We start from the raw sequence: 15754 nt of genomic DNA on the forward strand, positions 1-15754 counted from the left end.
GGCGCGCAGCCGCTCGACGGTGCCGGTCAGGTCGGCCCGGCCGACGAGGAGGTCGACGCCGTGGGGCATCCGCCGGACCAGCGTGCCCGTCCCGGTACGGCCGACCGGGTAGGGACCGGTGATCGGCGCCCCGACCGGGCCGGGGGCCTGTGGTTCGGGCAGGCCCGGGCCGGGCGCGCCGTCACCCGGCCCGCCCAGTGCCGCGGCCGCGACCTGCGCGGCCCTTGGCCCGAGCACGCTGAGCACCGCCGTCACCGCGCCGAGGTCCGCCGGCTCCACGCGGAGCATGAAGCGCATCGACTCCAGGTAGCGCAGCAGGATGCCGCCGGTGCCGGGCTCGACGTCCACCCAGGTGGACGTGCCGTCGTCGGCGAGGACGAGATGGTGTTCGACGTGGCCGTGCGGGGAGAGCACCAGCGCCTCGGTGCCCCGCAGCGCGCCCAGCGCGGAAAGATGCTGAGAGGTGACGCTGTGCAGCCAGGAGAGCCGGTTGGGGCCGGAGACGCGCAGCACGTCCCGATGTGATCTGTCGACGACGGCGGCGCCGCCGCGCACCGCGCGCTGTTCCCGTAGCGGATCGCCGTAGTGGGCGGCGACCGCGTCGTCTTCGGCAGTGCCGGCCACCGCACCCGGCAGGCCGAGCAACGGGGAGAGCGAGGCGGGCGTCGTAAGGGACCCTGCGGTCATGGGACTCAGTCTAGGTCCCCGTGGCGTGCCTCGGCCGGGTCCGCGCACGGTTCGGCTGTGGCCCCGGGCCCGCGCGGGTGGCCTGGCTGTTCCGGCCGGCCGGTGTCGGGAGCGTCCCATCAACGCGCGCGGAAAAGCCGTTGCGATGCGCCCCTGGGTCCGCGTAGCGTCACGGGTACACGAGAAGGGAGGTGGTCCAGGCTTTGTATGCTCATAGGACTCGTGAGGTGGCTGTCCGCTAGCCGGTCTCGTGGTCCTCACCTCTAGCCGGGTGGCCCATGGGCACCGGCACCGGCGAGAACCAGGCAGACACCCGACCCCCGGGCGCCGTCGCAAGTCCCGACGGCCCGCCTCCGCTTCGCGCGGCGGCGGAGCGCCCGGGGGTCGTTCAGTTCCGGATGAATTCCTGTCCTGCCGCCGGATTCCTGTCCTGCCGCCGGGTGACAACCGGTCGCCGGCACGACCGGCCCCGAGCCGGGGAGTCACAGGCAACAACCGGCAATGCTGGCCGAGTGGGCCGCCGAGCGGGCAGGATCTCGGGTATGCCGACGCTCGTCCTGCTCCGCCACGGTGAGAGCATTTGGAACCGCGAAAACCTGTTCACCGGCTGGGTGGACGTTGATCTTTCCGAGAAGGGTGCCAAGGAGGCCACTCGCGGGGGTGAGCTGCTGCGGGAGTCCGGCGTCCTGCCGGACGTGGTGCACACGTCCCTGCTGACCAGGGCGATCCGTACCGCCTGGCTGGCGCTGGATGCCGCCGGGCGCACCTGGGTTCCGGTTCGCCGCACCTGGCGGCTCAACGAGCGGCACTACGGCGGCCTGCAGGGCCTGAACAAGGCGGAGACGCTGGAGAAGTTCGGCGCGGAGCAGTTCCAGCTCTGGCGTCGCTCCTATGACACGCCGCCGCCGGAGATCGGTCCGGAGCAGGTCAGCGGGGTGGACGAGCGCTATGACGACCTTGCCCCCGACGTCATCCCGCGGACCGAGTGCCTCGCCGACGTCGTTGCCCGGATGCTGCCCTACTGGTACGACGCGATTGTGCCGGACCTGCGGACCGGCCGTACCGTCCTGGTGGCGGCGCATGGCAACTCGCTGCGCGCCCTGGTGAAGCATCTCGATCACATCAGCGACACCGACATCGCCGGGCTCAACATCCCCACCGGCATCCCGCTGCGCTACGAGCTGGACGACCAGCTGGGTGTGGTGAGCTCGGGGTACCTCGACCCCGACGCCGCGGCGCTCGCCGCGGCCGCCGTCGCCGCGCAGGGCACCAAGAAGTAGTCAGAAAAGCAATCAAGAAGATAGTCGAGACTAAAAATAGCCGGGACTATAATCATATAGTCCCGACCGGCCCGGGCCATCGCGGGCCATCGCGGGCAGCCGCCGTAGCGCCGGCGGGATGCACGCGGGGAACCGTCGGGCCGTGCGTGGGGACCACGCCCGCGCGAGACCGGGGGCGGATCTCCCCGGGTGCCCTCACGTGCCGCTGGAATCCCCGGTGACCAGGTAGAGCACCCGGCGGGCGACCGAGACCGCATGGTCGGCGTACCGCTCGTAGTAGCGGCCGCAGAGAGTGATGTCGATCGCCGCCTCCATCCCGTGCGGCCAGGGCTTCTCGATCAGTATGTGGAACAGGGCGCGGTGCAGCCCGTCCATCGCGTCGTCGTCGGCCTCCAGCTGCTTGGCGAGGTCGGTGTCCCGGCTAGCGATCACCGATCCGGCCTTCGCGACGATGCGCTGCGCGACCTGCCCCATCTCCAGCAGGGTCGCCCGGAGCTCCGGCGGGACCGCCCGGCCCGGGTAGCGCCGGCGGGCGACCTTCGCCACGTGCAGGGCGAGGTCGCCCATCCGCTCCAGGTCGGCGACGATCCGCAGCGTGGCCACCATCATCCTCAGATCGGTGGCGACCGGGGCCTGGCGGGCCATCACGTCGAAGGCCCGCTCCTCGATCTCGTTGCGCAGCAGGTCGACCGTCTCGTCTCCGCTGATGACGTTCTCGGCGAGTTGGAGATCGGCGTCGAGGAGAGCGGTGGTGGCCCGGGCCATGGCCGAGGCGACCAGGTTGGTCATCTCGATCAGGGACCGGTTGATGCTGTCGAGTTCGTCGGTGAAGGCGTCCCGCACGGACGGCTCCTTCTCATTCGGTGGGGGATCGAGGGGTCAGAGATCCTGAGGGATTGATTCGATCATGGTGCTTTTGGGTACTTGCGTCGCTCCGGTTCTGACGATGATGCGGACCTCTCGCTCTCTGGTGAACATTGACGATGGGTCTGATGAACAGCTAGCGACGATCGGCGGTGGAGGCTTGCAGAGCAATACCTAGGTGGCATGCGGACACCTAGCATGCGGCGAGTGGGTGACAGGTCGGCGGATGCCATGACAACCGGTACACACCGCATCCGCGGCTCGTGCAGGTCGGCAGGCCGTACAGGGTGAGCGGACGATGGTGGACGATGACAGCGGTGCCTGGAACAGCCGGTTCGACGACTGACCTGACTACTGGTTCGGCGTCCGGCGGGGACACCGGCGGCATGACGTTGCCGGCAAGGCTCGTGCGTCGGGTGATCGCCGGCCTGCCGACCGGTCTGCTCGTCCTCGACGCCGCGGACCGGGTAGTTCTGGTGAACATGGTCGCGCGACGTATGGGTGTGGTCGCCGCCGACGAGATCGCGGTGGTGGAGCTGGCCGATCTCGTCCGGGCCACCCGACTCGCGGGCAGTGACCAGGAGCGGCAGCTTGAGCTGCCGCCCGTCCCCGAGCCCCCCCTCACCCGTCCTCGACCGGACCAGGAGGGGCTGGCGGTGCGTGCCCGGGCCCGGCTGCTGGACTCGTCCGGTCATGTCGCCGTCATCGTGGATGACATTACCGAGTCGCGTCGGGTCGAGGCCGTCCGTCGGGACTTCGTGGCGAACATCAGCCACGAGCTCAAGACGCCGGTCGGTGCGTTGCACGTCCTCGCCGAAGCGGTCGCCGCGGCCTGCGAGGACCCGGTGGCAGTCCGCCGGTTCGCCTCCCGGATGACCCACGAATCGACCCGGCTCGCCCGTCTGGTTCAGGAGATCATCGATCTCTCCCGGCTGCAGGGCGCCGATCCGCTGCCCAACCTGCGGCCGATGCGGGCGTCCGCGGTGCTCACCGAGGCGGTCGACCGCACCCGGCTGGCAGCGCAGGCCCAGGCGATCTCGGTTGCGGTGATCGGCGATGGTGACCTGCCGGTGTGTGGGGATGAGGGCCAGCTCGTGACCGCCGTCGCGAACCTGCTCGACAATGCGATCAGCTACTCGCCGCGTGGCACCCGGGTCGTGCTCGGGGTTCGGCGCAGCGGTGAGACCGTGGAGATCTCCGTCGCCGACGAGGGCATCGGGATCGCGGAGAAGGACCTGGAACGGGTCTTCGAACGCTTCTATCGGGCGGATCCGGCGCGATCCCGCGCGACCGGTGGGACCGGCCTGGGGCTCGCCATCGTCAAGCACATCGCGACCAATCACGGCGGCGTGGTCTCTGTGTGGAGCGCCGAGGGCGCGGGTTCCACCTTCACACTCCGGTTGCCGCTGTTCACCGGCGACGATGACGATGCGATGACGGACGGCTCGGACGAAACCCGCGAGGATGACGGGGTGGATGGCTTCGACGTCGTCGGGGCCGATGCCGACGCCCGCGGTCGGGGCGATAGTGAACATCATGGCGATGGTGAACATCATGGCGATGATGAACTCGGTGGCGGTTCGTGAACGGTGAACGGTACCGGTCATGACCGGTAGACGCGGCGGGTTCACCCGTCCCATCGACGGTAACAGGAAGCGGTCCGGGTCGGCCGGTCCGTCCAACGTAACAAGGGGAGCGAACAGGTGACCCGGCTGCTCGTGGTCGAGGACGAGGAGTCCTTCTCCGACGCGTTGTCGTTCATGTTGGAACGGGAGGGCTTCGAGGTGGGGGTCGTCGCCGACGGCCCCAGCGCGCTGGCCGAGTTCGATCGGCGGGGGGCTGATCTTGTCCTGCTGGACCTCATGCTGCCGGGGCTGTCGGGCACGGAAGTGTGCCGAACCTTGCGAACCCGTTCCACTGTGCCGATCATCATGCTGACCGCTCGGGACAGCGAGATCGACAAGGTGCTCGGGCTGGAACTCGGAGCGGACGACTACGTCACGAAGCCGTTCTCCGCCCGGGAGCTGGTGGCGCGGATCCGCGCGGTGCTGCGGCGGCGGTCGGAGAACGAGGAGGTGGGGGACGCGACGTTGGAGGCCGGCCCGGTCCGGATGGACGTTGAGCGCCATGTCGTCACCGTCGACGGGACCACGGTCACCCTGCCGCTCAAGGAGTTCGAGCTGTTGGAGATGTTCCTGCGCAACGCGGGCCGGGTGCTGACCCGGGGCCAACTGATCGACCGGGTCTGGGGGTCGGACTACGTCGGCGACACCAAGACCCTGGATGTCCACGTCAAACGACTGCGGACAAAGATTGAGCACGAACCCGGCAACCCGCGGCACCTGGTGACCGTTCGGGGACTGGGATACAAGTTCGAGCCGTGACCCCGGCGGTCGCGGCCGGAGGGAACGGTGAAGAGGTGCTCGGTGGCATGCGTCCGGGTGCGTGGTTTCCGAAGATCGTGGCGCAGCCCGACGCCGCCGTCGCCCCGGGACGGCAGGCGGCCGCGGTGAGTCCGCTCCCGGCGGGTCCACATCCCGGTCCAATGCGTCTCGGTGTGATCGACATCGGCTCGAACACCGTCCACCTGCTTGTCGTGGACGCGCACCGGGGCGGCCAGCCGCAGCCGGCCGCCAGCGTGCGCGTGCCGCTGCGGCTGGTGGAACTGCTCGACGCGGACGGGGCGCTGGACGCCGCTGGAGAGCGCGCTCTGACCTCCTGCGTCCTGGACATGCGCCAGCAGGCCGACGCGCTCGGGGTCCACGATCTGGCGGCCTTCGCCACGTCGGCGTTGCGGGACGCCACCAACGGAGAGGCGGTCCTGCGCCGGGTGGGCGAGGCCACCGGGGTCTCCATCGGCGTCCTGCCCGGGGAGGAGGAGGCCAGGTTGACCTTCCTCGCCGTCCGCCGGTGGTTCGGCTGGAGCGCCGGCCGGTTGCTGGCGTTGGACATCGGCGGTGGTTCCCTGGAGATCGGCGCCGGCATGCACGAGGACCCCGAAGTGGTCGCATCCCTGCCGCTTGGCGCGAGCCGGCTGACCCGGGACTGGCTGGCCCCGAGCGACCCGCCCAAGCGGTCCGAGCTCAGCGAGCTGCGCCGTTACGTCCGGTCCCAGATCGCGCCGATCGTGGGCACCATCTATCCCCTGGGGGAGCACACGAGGGCGGTGGCGACGTCGAAGACCTTCCGGTCGCTGGCTCGGATCGCCGGTGCGGAGTCCTACAGCCGCGGTCCCTATACCCGCAGGGTGCTGCGCCGGGACGACCTCGTGGAGGTGACGGCCAAGGTGTGCCGGATGTCGGTCGAGGAGCGCGCGGCGCTGCCGGGCGTCTCCGCCTCCCGGGCGGCCCAGCTGGTCGCGGGGGCGGTCGTCGCGGACGAGGCTCTCGATCTGTTCGCCATCGACGAGGTGGAGATTTGCCCCTGGGCCCTGCGTGAAGGGGTGATCCTGCGCCGACTGGACTGGCTCACCTCATCCTGACGATCCTGACGCCGGAGCGATGAACTCCCTTCACCTGGCAGAGGGTGAGATGAACCTTGCAGAAAGTGTTCTTGATGCGCGTAATTGCCCGATGTGGCTGTTGTCACGGGCGATATGAAGGTTCCGACCGTCATCCCGCGGATGTCTGTGCGGGCGGGGCCGCGGAGATGGCCTAGCCTGGGAGAGAGGTCGGTCGTGACGGCCAACCCCTGGCTCGCGTGGCAGGGAGACGGATTGCAGGCATGGCGTGACGACGCGCGGTCGGTGTCGCCGACCGCGATGGCTCCCGCCCCGATCTCGTCCGGTGGGGTCGCGGGCGGTTCGGGGCCCGGTGGTGGTGGCGGTAGCTCCTCACTCATTGTCCCGCGCGGAGCGCCCGAGCTGGCCACGACCGCTCCGGGTGCCCGCGTGGCGCTCTCAACGGCCTCGACCTATCCCGAGTCCACCGCCTCGGCCTTCGAGATGGCGGCGCGGCTGGGGTATGACGGGGTCGAGATCATGGTCTGGACCGATCCGGTTAGCCAGGATCCGCAGGCGCTGAAGCGGCTGATGGACTATCACGGCATCCCGATTCTGGCCATTCATGCGCCGTGCCTGCTGCTCACCCAGCGGGTCTGGGGTACGGATCCATGGGCGAAGCTGGTGCGGGCCTGTACCGTAGCCGAGACGCTTGGCGCGTCGACGGTCGTCGTCCACCCGCCGTTTCGCTGGCAGCGAGACTATGCCCGCGAGTTCGTGACGGGCATCGAGCGGATGGCCGGCGAGACCGACATCCGCTTCGCGGTGGAGAACATGTTCCCGCTGCGGGCGCGGGGGCGGGAGGTCTCCGCCTATGCCCCGGACTGGTCCCCGGTCGAAGACGACTACGCGTATGTCACCCTCGACCTGTCGCACACGAGTGTGTCCCGCTCGGACCCGCTCGAGATGGCCGAGCTTCTCGGCGAGCGGCTGGTCCACGTGCACATGGCCGATGGTCTGGGCTCGGCCAAGGACGAACATCTCGTCCCCGGTCGTGGCACGCAGCCCTGTGCGGAGCTGCTTGAACTGCTGGCCGCCGGCGGTTTCGACGGCACCGTGGTGGTCGAGATCAATACCAGGCGGGCCGAGTCGCGTGCCCAGCGCGAGGCCGAGCTCGCCGAGGCGCTGGCGTTCACCCGTCTGCACTTCGCCGCACCGTCCGCCGCAGGACTCCGTTCCACCTACGGCTGATCCACCTACGGCTGATCCACCTACGGCTGATCCGCATCCGGGGTCCACCGCCGGCTGACCCACCTCCGGGGCTTACACCGTTCCCATGGCTCGCCGCCATGGTCGAGTGCCACCATGACGGAGTGTCCGTCCCTTCTGGTCGTACTCCCACCGGCTCGCTGTTCGACCCGTTGGCGGATGCCTACGCCGCGGCCAGGCCGAGCTATCCCGACCACATCTTCCGTGACGTCGAGCGGTTCCTCGGGCGGCCGCTGCGCGGCGCGGACGTGCTTGACGTCGGTGCCGGGACCGGCATCGCCACGCGTCTGCTGATCGGCCGGGGCGCGCGGGTGGTACCGGTGGAACCCGGGCCGACCATGCTGGCGCGGTTGCGTCAGCGCAGCCCCGGACTGCCCGCGGTGCGCGGGGACGGGGAGGCGTTGCCCTTCCGGGAGCAGGCCGTCGACCTGGTCTGCTATGCCCAGGCATGGCACTGGGTACAGGTACCGACCGCTGCGGCCGAGGCCGCCCGCGTGCTGCGGCCCGGCGGAGCCCTCGCCGTGTGGTGGAACGACGTCGACGCCGAGGAGTACCGGTGGTGGCAGCGCCAGCAGGAACGGCTTGAGCGGATGAACCCCGGATATCACCGCGGGTACCGTGTGCGACCGTTCGCCGACGAGTTGCGGTGGACCGGCCACTTCAGCGAGGTTGTCACCCTGACCGGCCGGTGGCGGCGCCGGATTAACATCGATGACTACCTCACGTGGCAGCGGTCGAAGTCCTACGTCGCGGCCATCGGCGATTGGCTCGACGATTTCCTTGACGCGGAGCGTCGCACGATGCTGCGCGCCTTTCCTGACGGTGTCGTCGTCGAGCCGTTTCGTACGCTCCTGGTGATTGCCCAGGTTCCCGAGTAGCGCGCGGGAGAGACAGCGTGGGCGCCTCTGCCGAGGCTCTCCCGTCCGGTGATCTTCCCCTTTCTCTGACGCGCTGTGACGCCATGGTTCGGCCGATGTGACTTCGTAATGAACCGTGCGCACAGCGTCGCTTTTGGGGTGGCGTTGTTTTGTGGCCACCGGTACCTGCCTTGTCCCGAATTTTCCGATCCGTTAGTCTTGCGTCATTCGCACAGTGATGTCTGACTTCGCTGGCGTAGCGGGGTGATACGGGTACCCGTGTCCGGGTCATTGGTCCGACCAGGGGCATGGTTCGGGAGCGACTCACGCTCGGGTCATCGCGGCACCGTACGGTCGCCCTGAGTGTCGGGTGTCGGTGCCAGGACTGCCGACGCCCGATAGAGGAGGCGACGGTCATCATGCGGCTTGCCCCGCAGCAGACTGAGGCGACAAGGATAACGAGGATAACGCGCGACGGCACCCCGGCTGGCTGGGAGCCGCCGGCCAGGCTGGCCGCGGCTGCCGCCGCGGCGAAGTTCGCGTACAACCCGGCGTTGGACGGGTTGCGGATCGTCTGTATCTACACCATCCTCGCCGGCTACATGGGTGCGATCCAGGCCAGCAACGTCGCCGTCGACGTCTTCTTCGTGCTGAGTGGATTTCTTATCACCACGCTCCTGCTGACCGAACACAGCCGGACCGGGACGATCTCGGTGAGTCGATTCCTGGTGCGCCGGGCCTACCGGCTGATGCCCGCGATGTGGGTGTACCTGCTCGTCGGGCTCGCGGTGACGGTGGCGTTCAAATGGAACGACATCCCCTTCCGGGACGACTACGTCGGGAGTGCGCTCTCCGCCTTTTTCAACGTCAACAACTGGTACAAGGTCCTGCATCCTGCCGCCGGTGGGCGATGGTTGGCCCACGTGTGGTCCCTGTCCCTGGAGGAGCAGTTCTATCTCTTGTGGCCGGGGCTGTTCCTGATTGTCAGCCGCTCGGACCGGTTCCGGGCGCACCTGCTGAAGATCATTTTCGCCATGATTGCCTTCGCGGCGGTCTGGACCTGGACCGTGGCCGCCGGCGGCGCCCCGCACTCGCGGGTGTACCTCGCGCTGGACACGCACGTCGCACCGCTGCTGATCGGCTGTCTGCTGGCGGTCTGGCGTGACATCCGCCTGCGCGCCCTCGTCGCCGAGGAGCCGGACTTGGCCGCGCCGCGCCGCCGCCGGCACGCCCAGCAGATCGGCACGATGACCCCTGTCACGGCGGCGACGGTCGAGCGTTGGCGGGCGGGCCGTCGGATCGCCGATCTCGGCTTTGTTGCGGGGATCGGATTGATCTTCTTCGCCTTCCTTGGGCCGAACAAGGACGGTTATGACGCCAACTGGCTCGACCATGCCGCCTACCTGCCCAGCGCCCTGCTCGGTGCCGTGGTCATCCTGGGCGCCGACCTGCGCCGCGACGCCGGCTGGGTCCGCCTGCTCGGCAGTCCACGGATGGCCTTCCTCGGTAAGATCACCTTCAGTATCTACCTCTGGCACTATCCGGTGATCTCGGTTGCGAACGGGCAGCTGGTGCCCCGGATCGGGCTGTGGCCGTCGGTTGTCGTGGCGGCGGCGGTCAGCACGTTCATCGCGTACTTCTCGAACCGGTTCGTGGAGAAGCCTGCGCAGCGTGCCCGACCCCCGTGGGCCGACACCCCCCGTGGGCCCGAGCCGGGCGCGATCCCGGCGGCGCGGCCCGCTCCCGGAGACGCCACTGGACCCGGCGCAGCCACCTGGGCGCGCATTCCCGAACCGACCCGGGAGCCCGACCGCGGACGGTTCTCGCACCCGGCCGTCCCGCGGGCCGGCCGGAATCACCCGTACGACGAGGGTGACCGGTACGAGGGCCACCGGCACCACCGGTCCTGGGACCGGACCGGTGAATCCGGACAGCGTTACCGGCCTGACGGGGACCGCCGGGCCGCCGGGCTGTACACCCTTGACGAGGTGTATCCGGCTGGCGAGCCAGACCGGTCGGCACGCGTCGCGTCGGCCACGACCGGTCGGTCTGATCGGCTGGATCACGACTGGCCCGGCGATCCGCCCGGGGCCCGGTCGCGGGGTGGCTGGTCGGGCGAAGGTGGCTGGTCGTCGTACGAGGTCGGGTCCGATCAACCGGCGGGTGGCCCGGACGATGCCGATGAATGGGGTGATGAATGGATCGACGAGGGCTACGTCCGTCCTTGGCCGGGGTACGGGTACGGACTCACCGAGACCGCCGACCTGTCGTGGGCGGTGCGAGGCCGGCAAAACGGCGGCGAGGAGGCGCAGCGGCAGGCGGCCACGGACCGGGCATACACCGCCGAAATAATCTACGATCCTCGATCCGTCGTCGGCCGGCAGGGCGAACGTCACGAGCCCTGGACGGGTCACGAGCCCTGGACGGGTCACGAGCCCTGGACGGGTCACGAGCCCTGGACGGGTCACGAACCCGGCCACTGGGGTGGCCACGAACGCCGGCTTGAGTACGACGGGCGACGCGGAGTTGATCGCCAGTCGGGCTACGGCTGGTAGCCCGCGTACGACGGCGGGCCGGGATCCGCATTCCGCTGGCTGCCCGAGGGCGCCGTAACCTCCAGGCCGGGGTAGAAGCGGGTGGAAGGAAAGGATGGTCATGATCGTTGCGGTCATGGGGGCGGGACGGCTCGGCGGGGCGATGCTGTCGGGGCTGCTGCGGTCCGGGCATGCCGCTCAGGACATCGTCGTGGCCGAACGTGATGCCGACCGGGCTGGTGAGATCGTGGCGCGTCACGGCGTCGAGGCGCAGGCGCCGACGGTGGCCGCAGCCAAGGCGGATGTTCTGATCATCGCGGTGAAGCCCCAGGACGTCGGGACCCTGCTGACCGAGATCGGGTCGGTGGTCGCGAACGGGACGCTCGTGGTGTCGTTGGCGGCGGGCATCACCACTGATCTTCTCGAGGAGCGGCTACCTTCGCTTTCCCCGGTGGTCCGGGTGATGACGAACACCCCGCTGCTCGTCGGGGAGGCGATGTCGGCGATCTGCGGGGGCCGCTACGCCGAGGAGAAGCACCTCGCCACGGCAGAAGCCCTGCTGACGCCGGTCGGCCGGGTGACGCGGGTGGCAGAGTCCCAGCTCGACGCGGTGACGGCCCTGTCCGGCAGCGGACCGGCGTACTTCTTCTATCTTGTCGATGCGATGATCGAGGCGGGTGTGCTCCTCGGGCTGCCCCGCACCCTGGCTGCGGAACTCATGACCCAGACCGCCCTGGGCTCGGCGCGGATGCTGCGCGAGAGCGGTGAGCATCCGGTGCTGTTGCGGGAGGCCGTCACCTCTCCGGCCGGGACCACGATCGCGGCGCTGCGGGAGCTGGACCGTCGCGGTGTGCGCGCGGCGCTCATGGACGCCCTGGAGGCGGCGAGCAATCGGTCGCGGGAACTCGGCCGTAGTTGAGGGCGCCCGGGTACCGGAGCACCCGGGCTCCGATGGTTGCCCGCCGTGGCGGGTAGGCTCGCCCGGTAACTTCCTCAACATAGATCGGTCGGGTACGTGGGTTCTGTCATCAAGAAGCGTCGTAAGCGGATGGCCAAGAAGAAGCACCGCAAGTTGCTGAAGCGGACGCGCGTTCAGCGCCGCAACAAGAAGTAGGCCGCTGCCAGGAAGTCAGGCCGCTGATCGGAAGTAGGTAGCGCACTAGGACGCGGGTCGCCCACCGGGGGGTGGGGCGTACCCGGGAGTCCGGTCGTACCTGGAGATAGTCGGCCGATCCGCGGCGTCCGGTGTCCACCCCGCACGTCGCGAGTTCGTACCGCCATGCCGTCTCGTATCATGTGGCTTTGCGTGCTGTAACTGTCACCGTGTGGCAGGCTGTTTCCCTCGGGTGGCAGCGTGGCCGGCCCGCAGCCAGGGAGACGGCATGACGGGATCGTGGATCAATTTCCTGTCCGACTACGGCGTCGACGATGCCTCTGTAGGGGTGTGTCACGGGGTTATCGCGCGGCACGCCCCGTCGGCGCGCGTCCTCGACGTCTGCCACGCCATCGCGCCGCAGGACGTCGGGCATGCGGCCGTCACCCTGGTCGGCGCGATCGGTTATCTTCCGGTGGGGGTTCATCTCGTCGTCGTGGAGCGGCTCGATGCCGACGGTTACACCCGCGGCGCGGCGATCCGGAGCACGGACGGCTCGACCTTCGTCTGCCCGGACAACGGCGTGGCGTCGCTGGCCTGGGATGCGCTCGGTGGCGTCGCCGCGGTGCACGAGATCTCCAACCGGGAGCTGTGGCTACCGCTGCCCACCGCGGTGTTCCGGGGACGGGACGTCTATGCGCCGGTCGCGGCCCGGCTTGCTGCCGGACTCGCCCTCACCGACGTCGGCCCCCGGCTCGACCCCGACGCGCTCACGCGTTTCCAGCCGCGTGCGTGCAGCGTCGACGACGACCATGTGCACGGCGAGGTCGTGTCCGTTGACCACTTCGGCAACCTCTCGCTCAACATGACCCGGGCCGAGCTGGAGGCCGCCGGCATTCTGTTGGGAGATCTGGTCGAGGTCCGTGCCGGCAACCGCGTCATGCGGCTCACGTTCACGCATACCTACGGCGATGTGCCCCGCGGTGGAGTCACCTTGTGTGAGGATGCGTTGCGTCGGGTGATGATCGCAGTAAACTGTGGGCGAGCGGCCGACCTGCTGCGGCTGCGGCGCCAGGACGCGGTCGTCGTGGCGCAGCTGCCGAGGAGTCCGTCACCGGGACGCTCCATCCTGGATTTTCCGTTGCCGGCCCAGCGGTGATGCCGGCATCACCGCTGGGCCGGCAACGTCGGCAGCGGCACCGGGCCTGGCCGGCGTCGATCCTCGTCCGGCTCGGACGGGTTGTTTTTCCCCTACTTTCCGTATTCGATGTGCGCGGCTGGCCTTACGCTGTGCAATGAGCGGTCGAGGGACGGGCGTACGATGAGCCCACGATCGGACCGCGTGAACCTTTCTCGGCCGGACATCGCGGCCCCCGGTCCCGGGGAACGGTGGCGCGCTCCGGTCGGCCTGGTTCGGGCTGCCCGGTCGCCCGGTCGCCCGGCCATCCGGTCCGGGTGCCGGGCTGGACCATGCGGGCGTTGCGGGAGACTGCCATGAGACCACGCCGTGTGTTGGTGACCGGTGTAGCGCGGCCGTTGGGGGCGCAGGTGGCGATGGCGCTCGCGGCTGACCCGGGGGTCGAGGCCGTCGTCGGGGTCGATACCACTGCTCCCACCAGCGACCTCGGGCGGACCCAGTTCGTGCGCGCGGACATCCGGCATCCGTTGATCGCAAAGGTGATCTCCACCACGGAGATCGATACGGTGCTGCACCTGAACGTGATCGCCACGCCGCTCGGTGCGGGTGGACGGGCCGCGATGAAGGAAATCAACGTCATCGGCACGATGCAGCTGCTGGCCGCGTGCCAGAAGGCGCCCAGTGTCACCAAGCTGGTCGTGAAGTCCACGACGTCGATCTACGGGTCGTCCGCTCGCGACCCCGCGCTGTTTACAGAGGACACTGAGCCGCGCGCCCTGCCCGCCGGTGGCTATGCCAAGGACGCCGTCGAGGTCGAGGGTTACGTGCGTGGATTCAGCCGGCGACGTCCCGACATCGCGGTAACCGTGCTGCGGTTCACCAACATCCTCGGTCCGCAGATCGACAGCCCGCTCGCGCGCTATCTGGACCTTCCGCTGGTTCCCACGGTCCTCGGCTTCGACCCCCGCATCCAGCTGCTGCACTCCGATGACGCGTTGGCCGTGCTGATGCGCGCGACCCGCCGCGCCCACCCGGGGACGTTCAACGTGGCCGGGGACGGTGTGCTCCTGCTTTCGCAGGCGATCCGCCGAGCGGGTCGGCCGTCCACGCCGGTGCCGTTCCCCGCGATCGGGGTGTTGGGCGGGATCGCCCGGCGGCTGCGGCTCGTCGACTTCTCCGCTGAGCAGCTTGACTTCCTCGCGCACGGCCGGGCCGTGGACACGACCCGGCTGAAGGAGATCTTCGGTTACCGGCCCCGGTACTCGACGATGGAGACCTTCGACAGTTTCGTCCGCCAGCGCGGGCTCCGGTTCACCATCGACCACGATCTGATCTCCCGAGCTGAGCACAGGATGCTCGATTCGCTGGCCCGATGCCGGCTGGTGGGAACAGGGTGATGGAGGGCGGTTGCGGCCCGCCGGGTGCGGGATCGGATAGGGGGGAGGCGGAACACGTGATAAAAGGTGACGAATCCCGGGGTGAAGCGCAGATCATGCCTTGGAAATCCGCCGCAGCCGATTCGGCTTCGCATGACCCGGCTTTTCTCGACGGGATTTCCCCCGACGAGGTTTCCCCCGGTCCAGCCGCCGCGTCCCCTCGCTCCTCGCTCAACGGTGCCGAGGCGACGCTGACCGAAAGCCGGTCGGCGGCGGGTGGGCCGTCCGACCCGGCGACGGATCCCACCGCCGCTGCCGGGCCCGACGGCGCTGCCGGGCCCGACGGCGCGCCACCGTCGACGGCCGAACCCGGTGATCTGGAGACGGCCCTCGCGGGAGCGCTGGCCTTCCTGCGGCGGCGCATCACCGGCGACTACGTCGTCGACGAGCACGGGTTTGACCCGGACCTCACCGAACACGTCGTCGCTCCGCTGCTGCGGCCGATCTACCGGGACTACTTCCGGGTCGAGACCCGGGGGCTGGAGAACATCCCGGACACGGGTGGCGCTCTGGTGGTGGCCAATCACTCGGGCACCCTGCCAATGGACGCGCTGATGATGGCCGTGGCCATCCTCGATCATCATCCGGCCCATCGCCACCTGCGCATGCTCGCCGCCGACCTGGTGTTCGCGGTGCCGTTCCTGGCCCCGCTGGCTCGTAAGATCGGCAACACTCTGGCGTGTCAGGCTGACGCGGAACACCTGCTGAACACCGGGCACCTTGTCGGGGTCTGGCCGGAGGGCTTCAAGGGCGTCGGCAAGCCGTTCAGCGAGCGGTACAAGTTGCAGCGGTTCGGGCGCGGTGGATTCGTCTCGGCCGCGTTGCGGACGGGTGCGCCGATCATTCCGTGCACGATCGTCGGAGCCGAAGAAATCTATCCTATGATTGGTAACGCGAAGTCGCTCGCTCGCCTGTTCGGGCTGCCCTACCTGCCGGTTACGCCGACCTTCCCGTGGCTCGGTCTGCTGGGGCTCATCCCGCTTCCGTCCAAATGGATCATCGAGTTTGGGGAGTCGGTCCCGACGAAGACGTACACCGCTGAGGCGGCGGACGACCCGATGCTGGTGTTCGAGCTTACCGATCGCATCCGGGAGACCATCCAGCATACGCTGTACAGCCTGCTGATGCAGCGCCGCTCGGTGTTCTTCTAGCGGGAG

The 15754-nt window shown here is 69.1% G+C and carries 13 protein-coding genes and 1 pseudogene; 12 read left to right on the top strand and 2 right to left on the bottom strand.

Annotation, left to right across the window (positions count from 1 at the left end; all coding sequences use genetic code 11):
• Window positions 1-687, bottom strand: a pseudogene (locus AC08ON_RS08530) (CAF17-like 4Fe-4S cluster assembly/insertion protein YgfZ); the annotation flags it as partial.
• 542 nt (window positions 688-1229) lie between these two features.
• On the opposite strand from AC08ON_RS08530, the gene AC08ON_RS08535 reads away from it, so the two are divergent.
• Window positions 1230-1967 carry a phosphoglyceromutase gene (locus AC08ON_RS08535; RefSeq protein WP_023839828.1) on the top strand — a complete coding sequence of 246 codons (738 nt, stop codon included), beginning with the start codon at window positions 1230-1232 and terminating at the stop codon, window positions 1965-1967.
• Window positions 1968-2162: 195 nt separating this feature from the next.
• Here the strand turns inward: AC08ON_RS08535 and phoU are convergent, their stop codons facing one another.
• Window positions 2163-2810, bottom strand: coding sequence for a phosphate signaling complex protein PhoU (gene phoU / locus AC08ON_RS08540; protein ID WP_476606885.1), 648 nt, complete (start codon window positions 2808-2810; stop codon window positions 2163-2165).
• 329 nt (window positions 2811-3139) lie between these two features.
• Between phoU and AC08ON_RS08545 the strand changes: the two genes are divergently transcribed.
• The 11 genes from AC08ON_RS08545 (at window position 3140) to AC08ON_RS08595 (ending at window position 15748) form a co-directional block, all read left to right on the top strand.
• Window positions 3140-4417, top strand: coding sequence for a sensor histidine kinase (locus AC08ON_RS08545; protein WP_476606884.1), 1278 nt, complete (start codon window positions 3140-3142; stop codon window positions 4415-4417).
• A gap of 117 nt (window positions 4418-4534) precedes the next feature.
• Window positions 4535-5215 (top strand): response regulator transcription factor, encoded by a 681-nt coding sequence (locus AC08ON_RS08550; RefSeq protein ID WP_011434934.1) that lies wholly within the window; start codon window positions 4535-4537, stop codon window positions 5213-5215.
• A 47-nt stretch (window positions 5216-5262) separates the two neighbouring features.
• Entirely contained in the window at window positions 5263-6312 is a 1050-nt protein-coding gene (locus AC08ON_RS08555) for a Ppx/GppA phosphatase family protein (protein WP_476606883.1), read from the top strand.
• 279 nt (window positions 6313-6591) lie between these two features.
• Window positions 6592-7521, top strand: coding sequence for a sugar phosphate isomerase/epimerase family protein (locus tag AC08ON_RS08560; RefSeq protein WP_476606890.1), 930 nt, complete (start codon window positions 6592-6594; stop codon window positions 7519-7521).
• Window positions 7522-7619: 98 nt separating this feature from the next.
• The gene (locus tag AC08ON_RS08565) at window positions 7620-8417 is read left to right on the top strand and encodes a class I SAM-dependent methyltransferase (protein WP_476606882.1); all 798 of its coding nucleotides are present in this window, start codon (window positions 7620-7622) and stop codon (window positions 8415-8417) included.
• A 398-nt stretch (window positions 8418-8815) separates the two neighbouring features.
• On the top strand, window positions 8816-10951 hold the full coding sequence (locus AC08ON_RS08570) for an acyltransferase family protein (protein WP_476606881.1): 2136 nt from the start codon (window positions 8816-8818) through the stop codon (window positions 10949-10951).
• Between the two features lie 100 nt (window positions 10952-11051).
• A complete protein-coding gene (gene proC / locus AC08ON_RS08575; RefSeq protein WP_476606880.1) occupies window positions 11052-11849 on the top strand; it encodes a pyrroline-5-carboxylate reductase in 798 nt (265 codons plus the stop codon).
• 96 nt (window positions 11850-11945) lie between these two features.
• Window positions 11946-12044: a 30S ribosomal protein bS22 gene (locus AC08ON_RS08580; RefSeq protein WP_003948845.1), complete on the top strand. Its 99-nt coding sequence runs from the start codon at window positions 11946-11948 to the stop codon at window positions 12042-12044.
• A 268-nt stretch (window positions 12045-12312) separates the two neighbouring features.
• Window positions 12313-13182: an SAM hydrolase/SAM-dependent halogenase family protein gene (locus AC08ON_RS08585; protein WP_476606879.1), complete on the top strand. Its 870-nt coding sequence runs from the start codon at window positions 12313-12315 to the stop codon at window positions 13180-13182.
• Between the two features lie 335 nt (window positions 13183-13517).
• Window positions 13518-14558, top strand: a complete 1041-nt coding sequence (locus AC08ON_RS08590) for an NAD-dependent epimerase/dehydratase family protein (RefSeq protein WP_476606878.1) — start codon at window positions 13518-13520, stop codon at window positions 14556-14558.
• A 56-nt stretch (window positions 14559-14614) separates the two neighbouring features.
• Window positions 14615-15748 (top strand): lysophospholipid acyltransferase family protein, encoded by a 1134-nt coding sequence (locus AC08ON_RS08595; protein ID WP_476616750.1) that lies wholly within the window; start codon window positions 14615-14617, stop codon window positions 15746-15748.
• Window positions 15749-15754: the final 6 nt, after the last annotated feature.

It is taken from the genome of Frankia sp. CoWAU3 (assembly GCF_977971855.1).

What these genes read in the sequence shown, in the direction of transcription:
- AC08ON_RS08560 (WP_476606890.1), top strand. Translation starts at nt 6,592, where the DNA reads ATGGCTCCCGCCCCGATCTCGTCCGGTGGGGTCGCGGGCGGTTCGGGG.
- AC08ON_RS08555 (WP_476606883.1), top strand. Translation starts at nt 5,263, where the DNA reads ATGCGTCCGGGTGCGTGGTTTCCGAAGATCGTGGCGCAGCCCGACGCC.
- AC08ON_RS08570 (WP_476606881.1), top strand. Translation starts at nt 8,816, where the DNA reads ATGCGGCTTGCCCCGCAGCAGACTGAGGCGACAAGGATAACGAGGATA.
- AC08ON_RS08535 (WP_023839828.1), top strand. Translation starts at nt 1,230, where the DNA reads ATGCCGACGCTCGTCCTGCTCCGCCACGGTGAGAGCATTTGGAACCGC.
- AC08ON_RS08545 (WP_476606884.1), top strand. Translation starts at nt 3,140, where the DNA reads ATGACAGCGGTGCCTGGAACAGCCGGTTCGACGACTGACCTGACTACT.
- AC08ON_RS08585 (WP_476606879.1), top strand. Translation starts at nt 12,313, where the DNA reads ATGACGGGATCGTGGATCAATTTCCTGTCCGACTACGGCGTCGACGAT.
- proC (WP_476606880.1), top strand. Translation starts at nt 11,052, where the DNA reads ATGATCGTTGCGGTCATGGGGGCGGGACGGCTCGGCGGGGCGATGCTG.
- AC08ON_RS08590 (WP_476606878.1), top strand. Translation starts at nt 13,518, where the DNA reads ATGAGACCACGCCGTGTGTTGGTGACCGGTGTAGCGCGGCCGTTGGGG.
- AC08ON_RS08565 (WP_476606882.1), top strand. Translation starts at nt 7,620, where the DNA reads ATGGTCGAGTGCCACCATGACGGAGTGTCCGTCCCTTCTGGTCGTACT.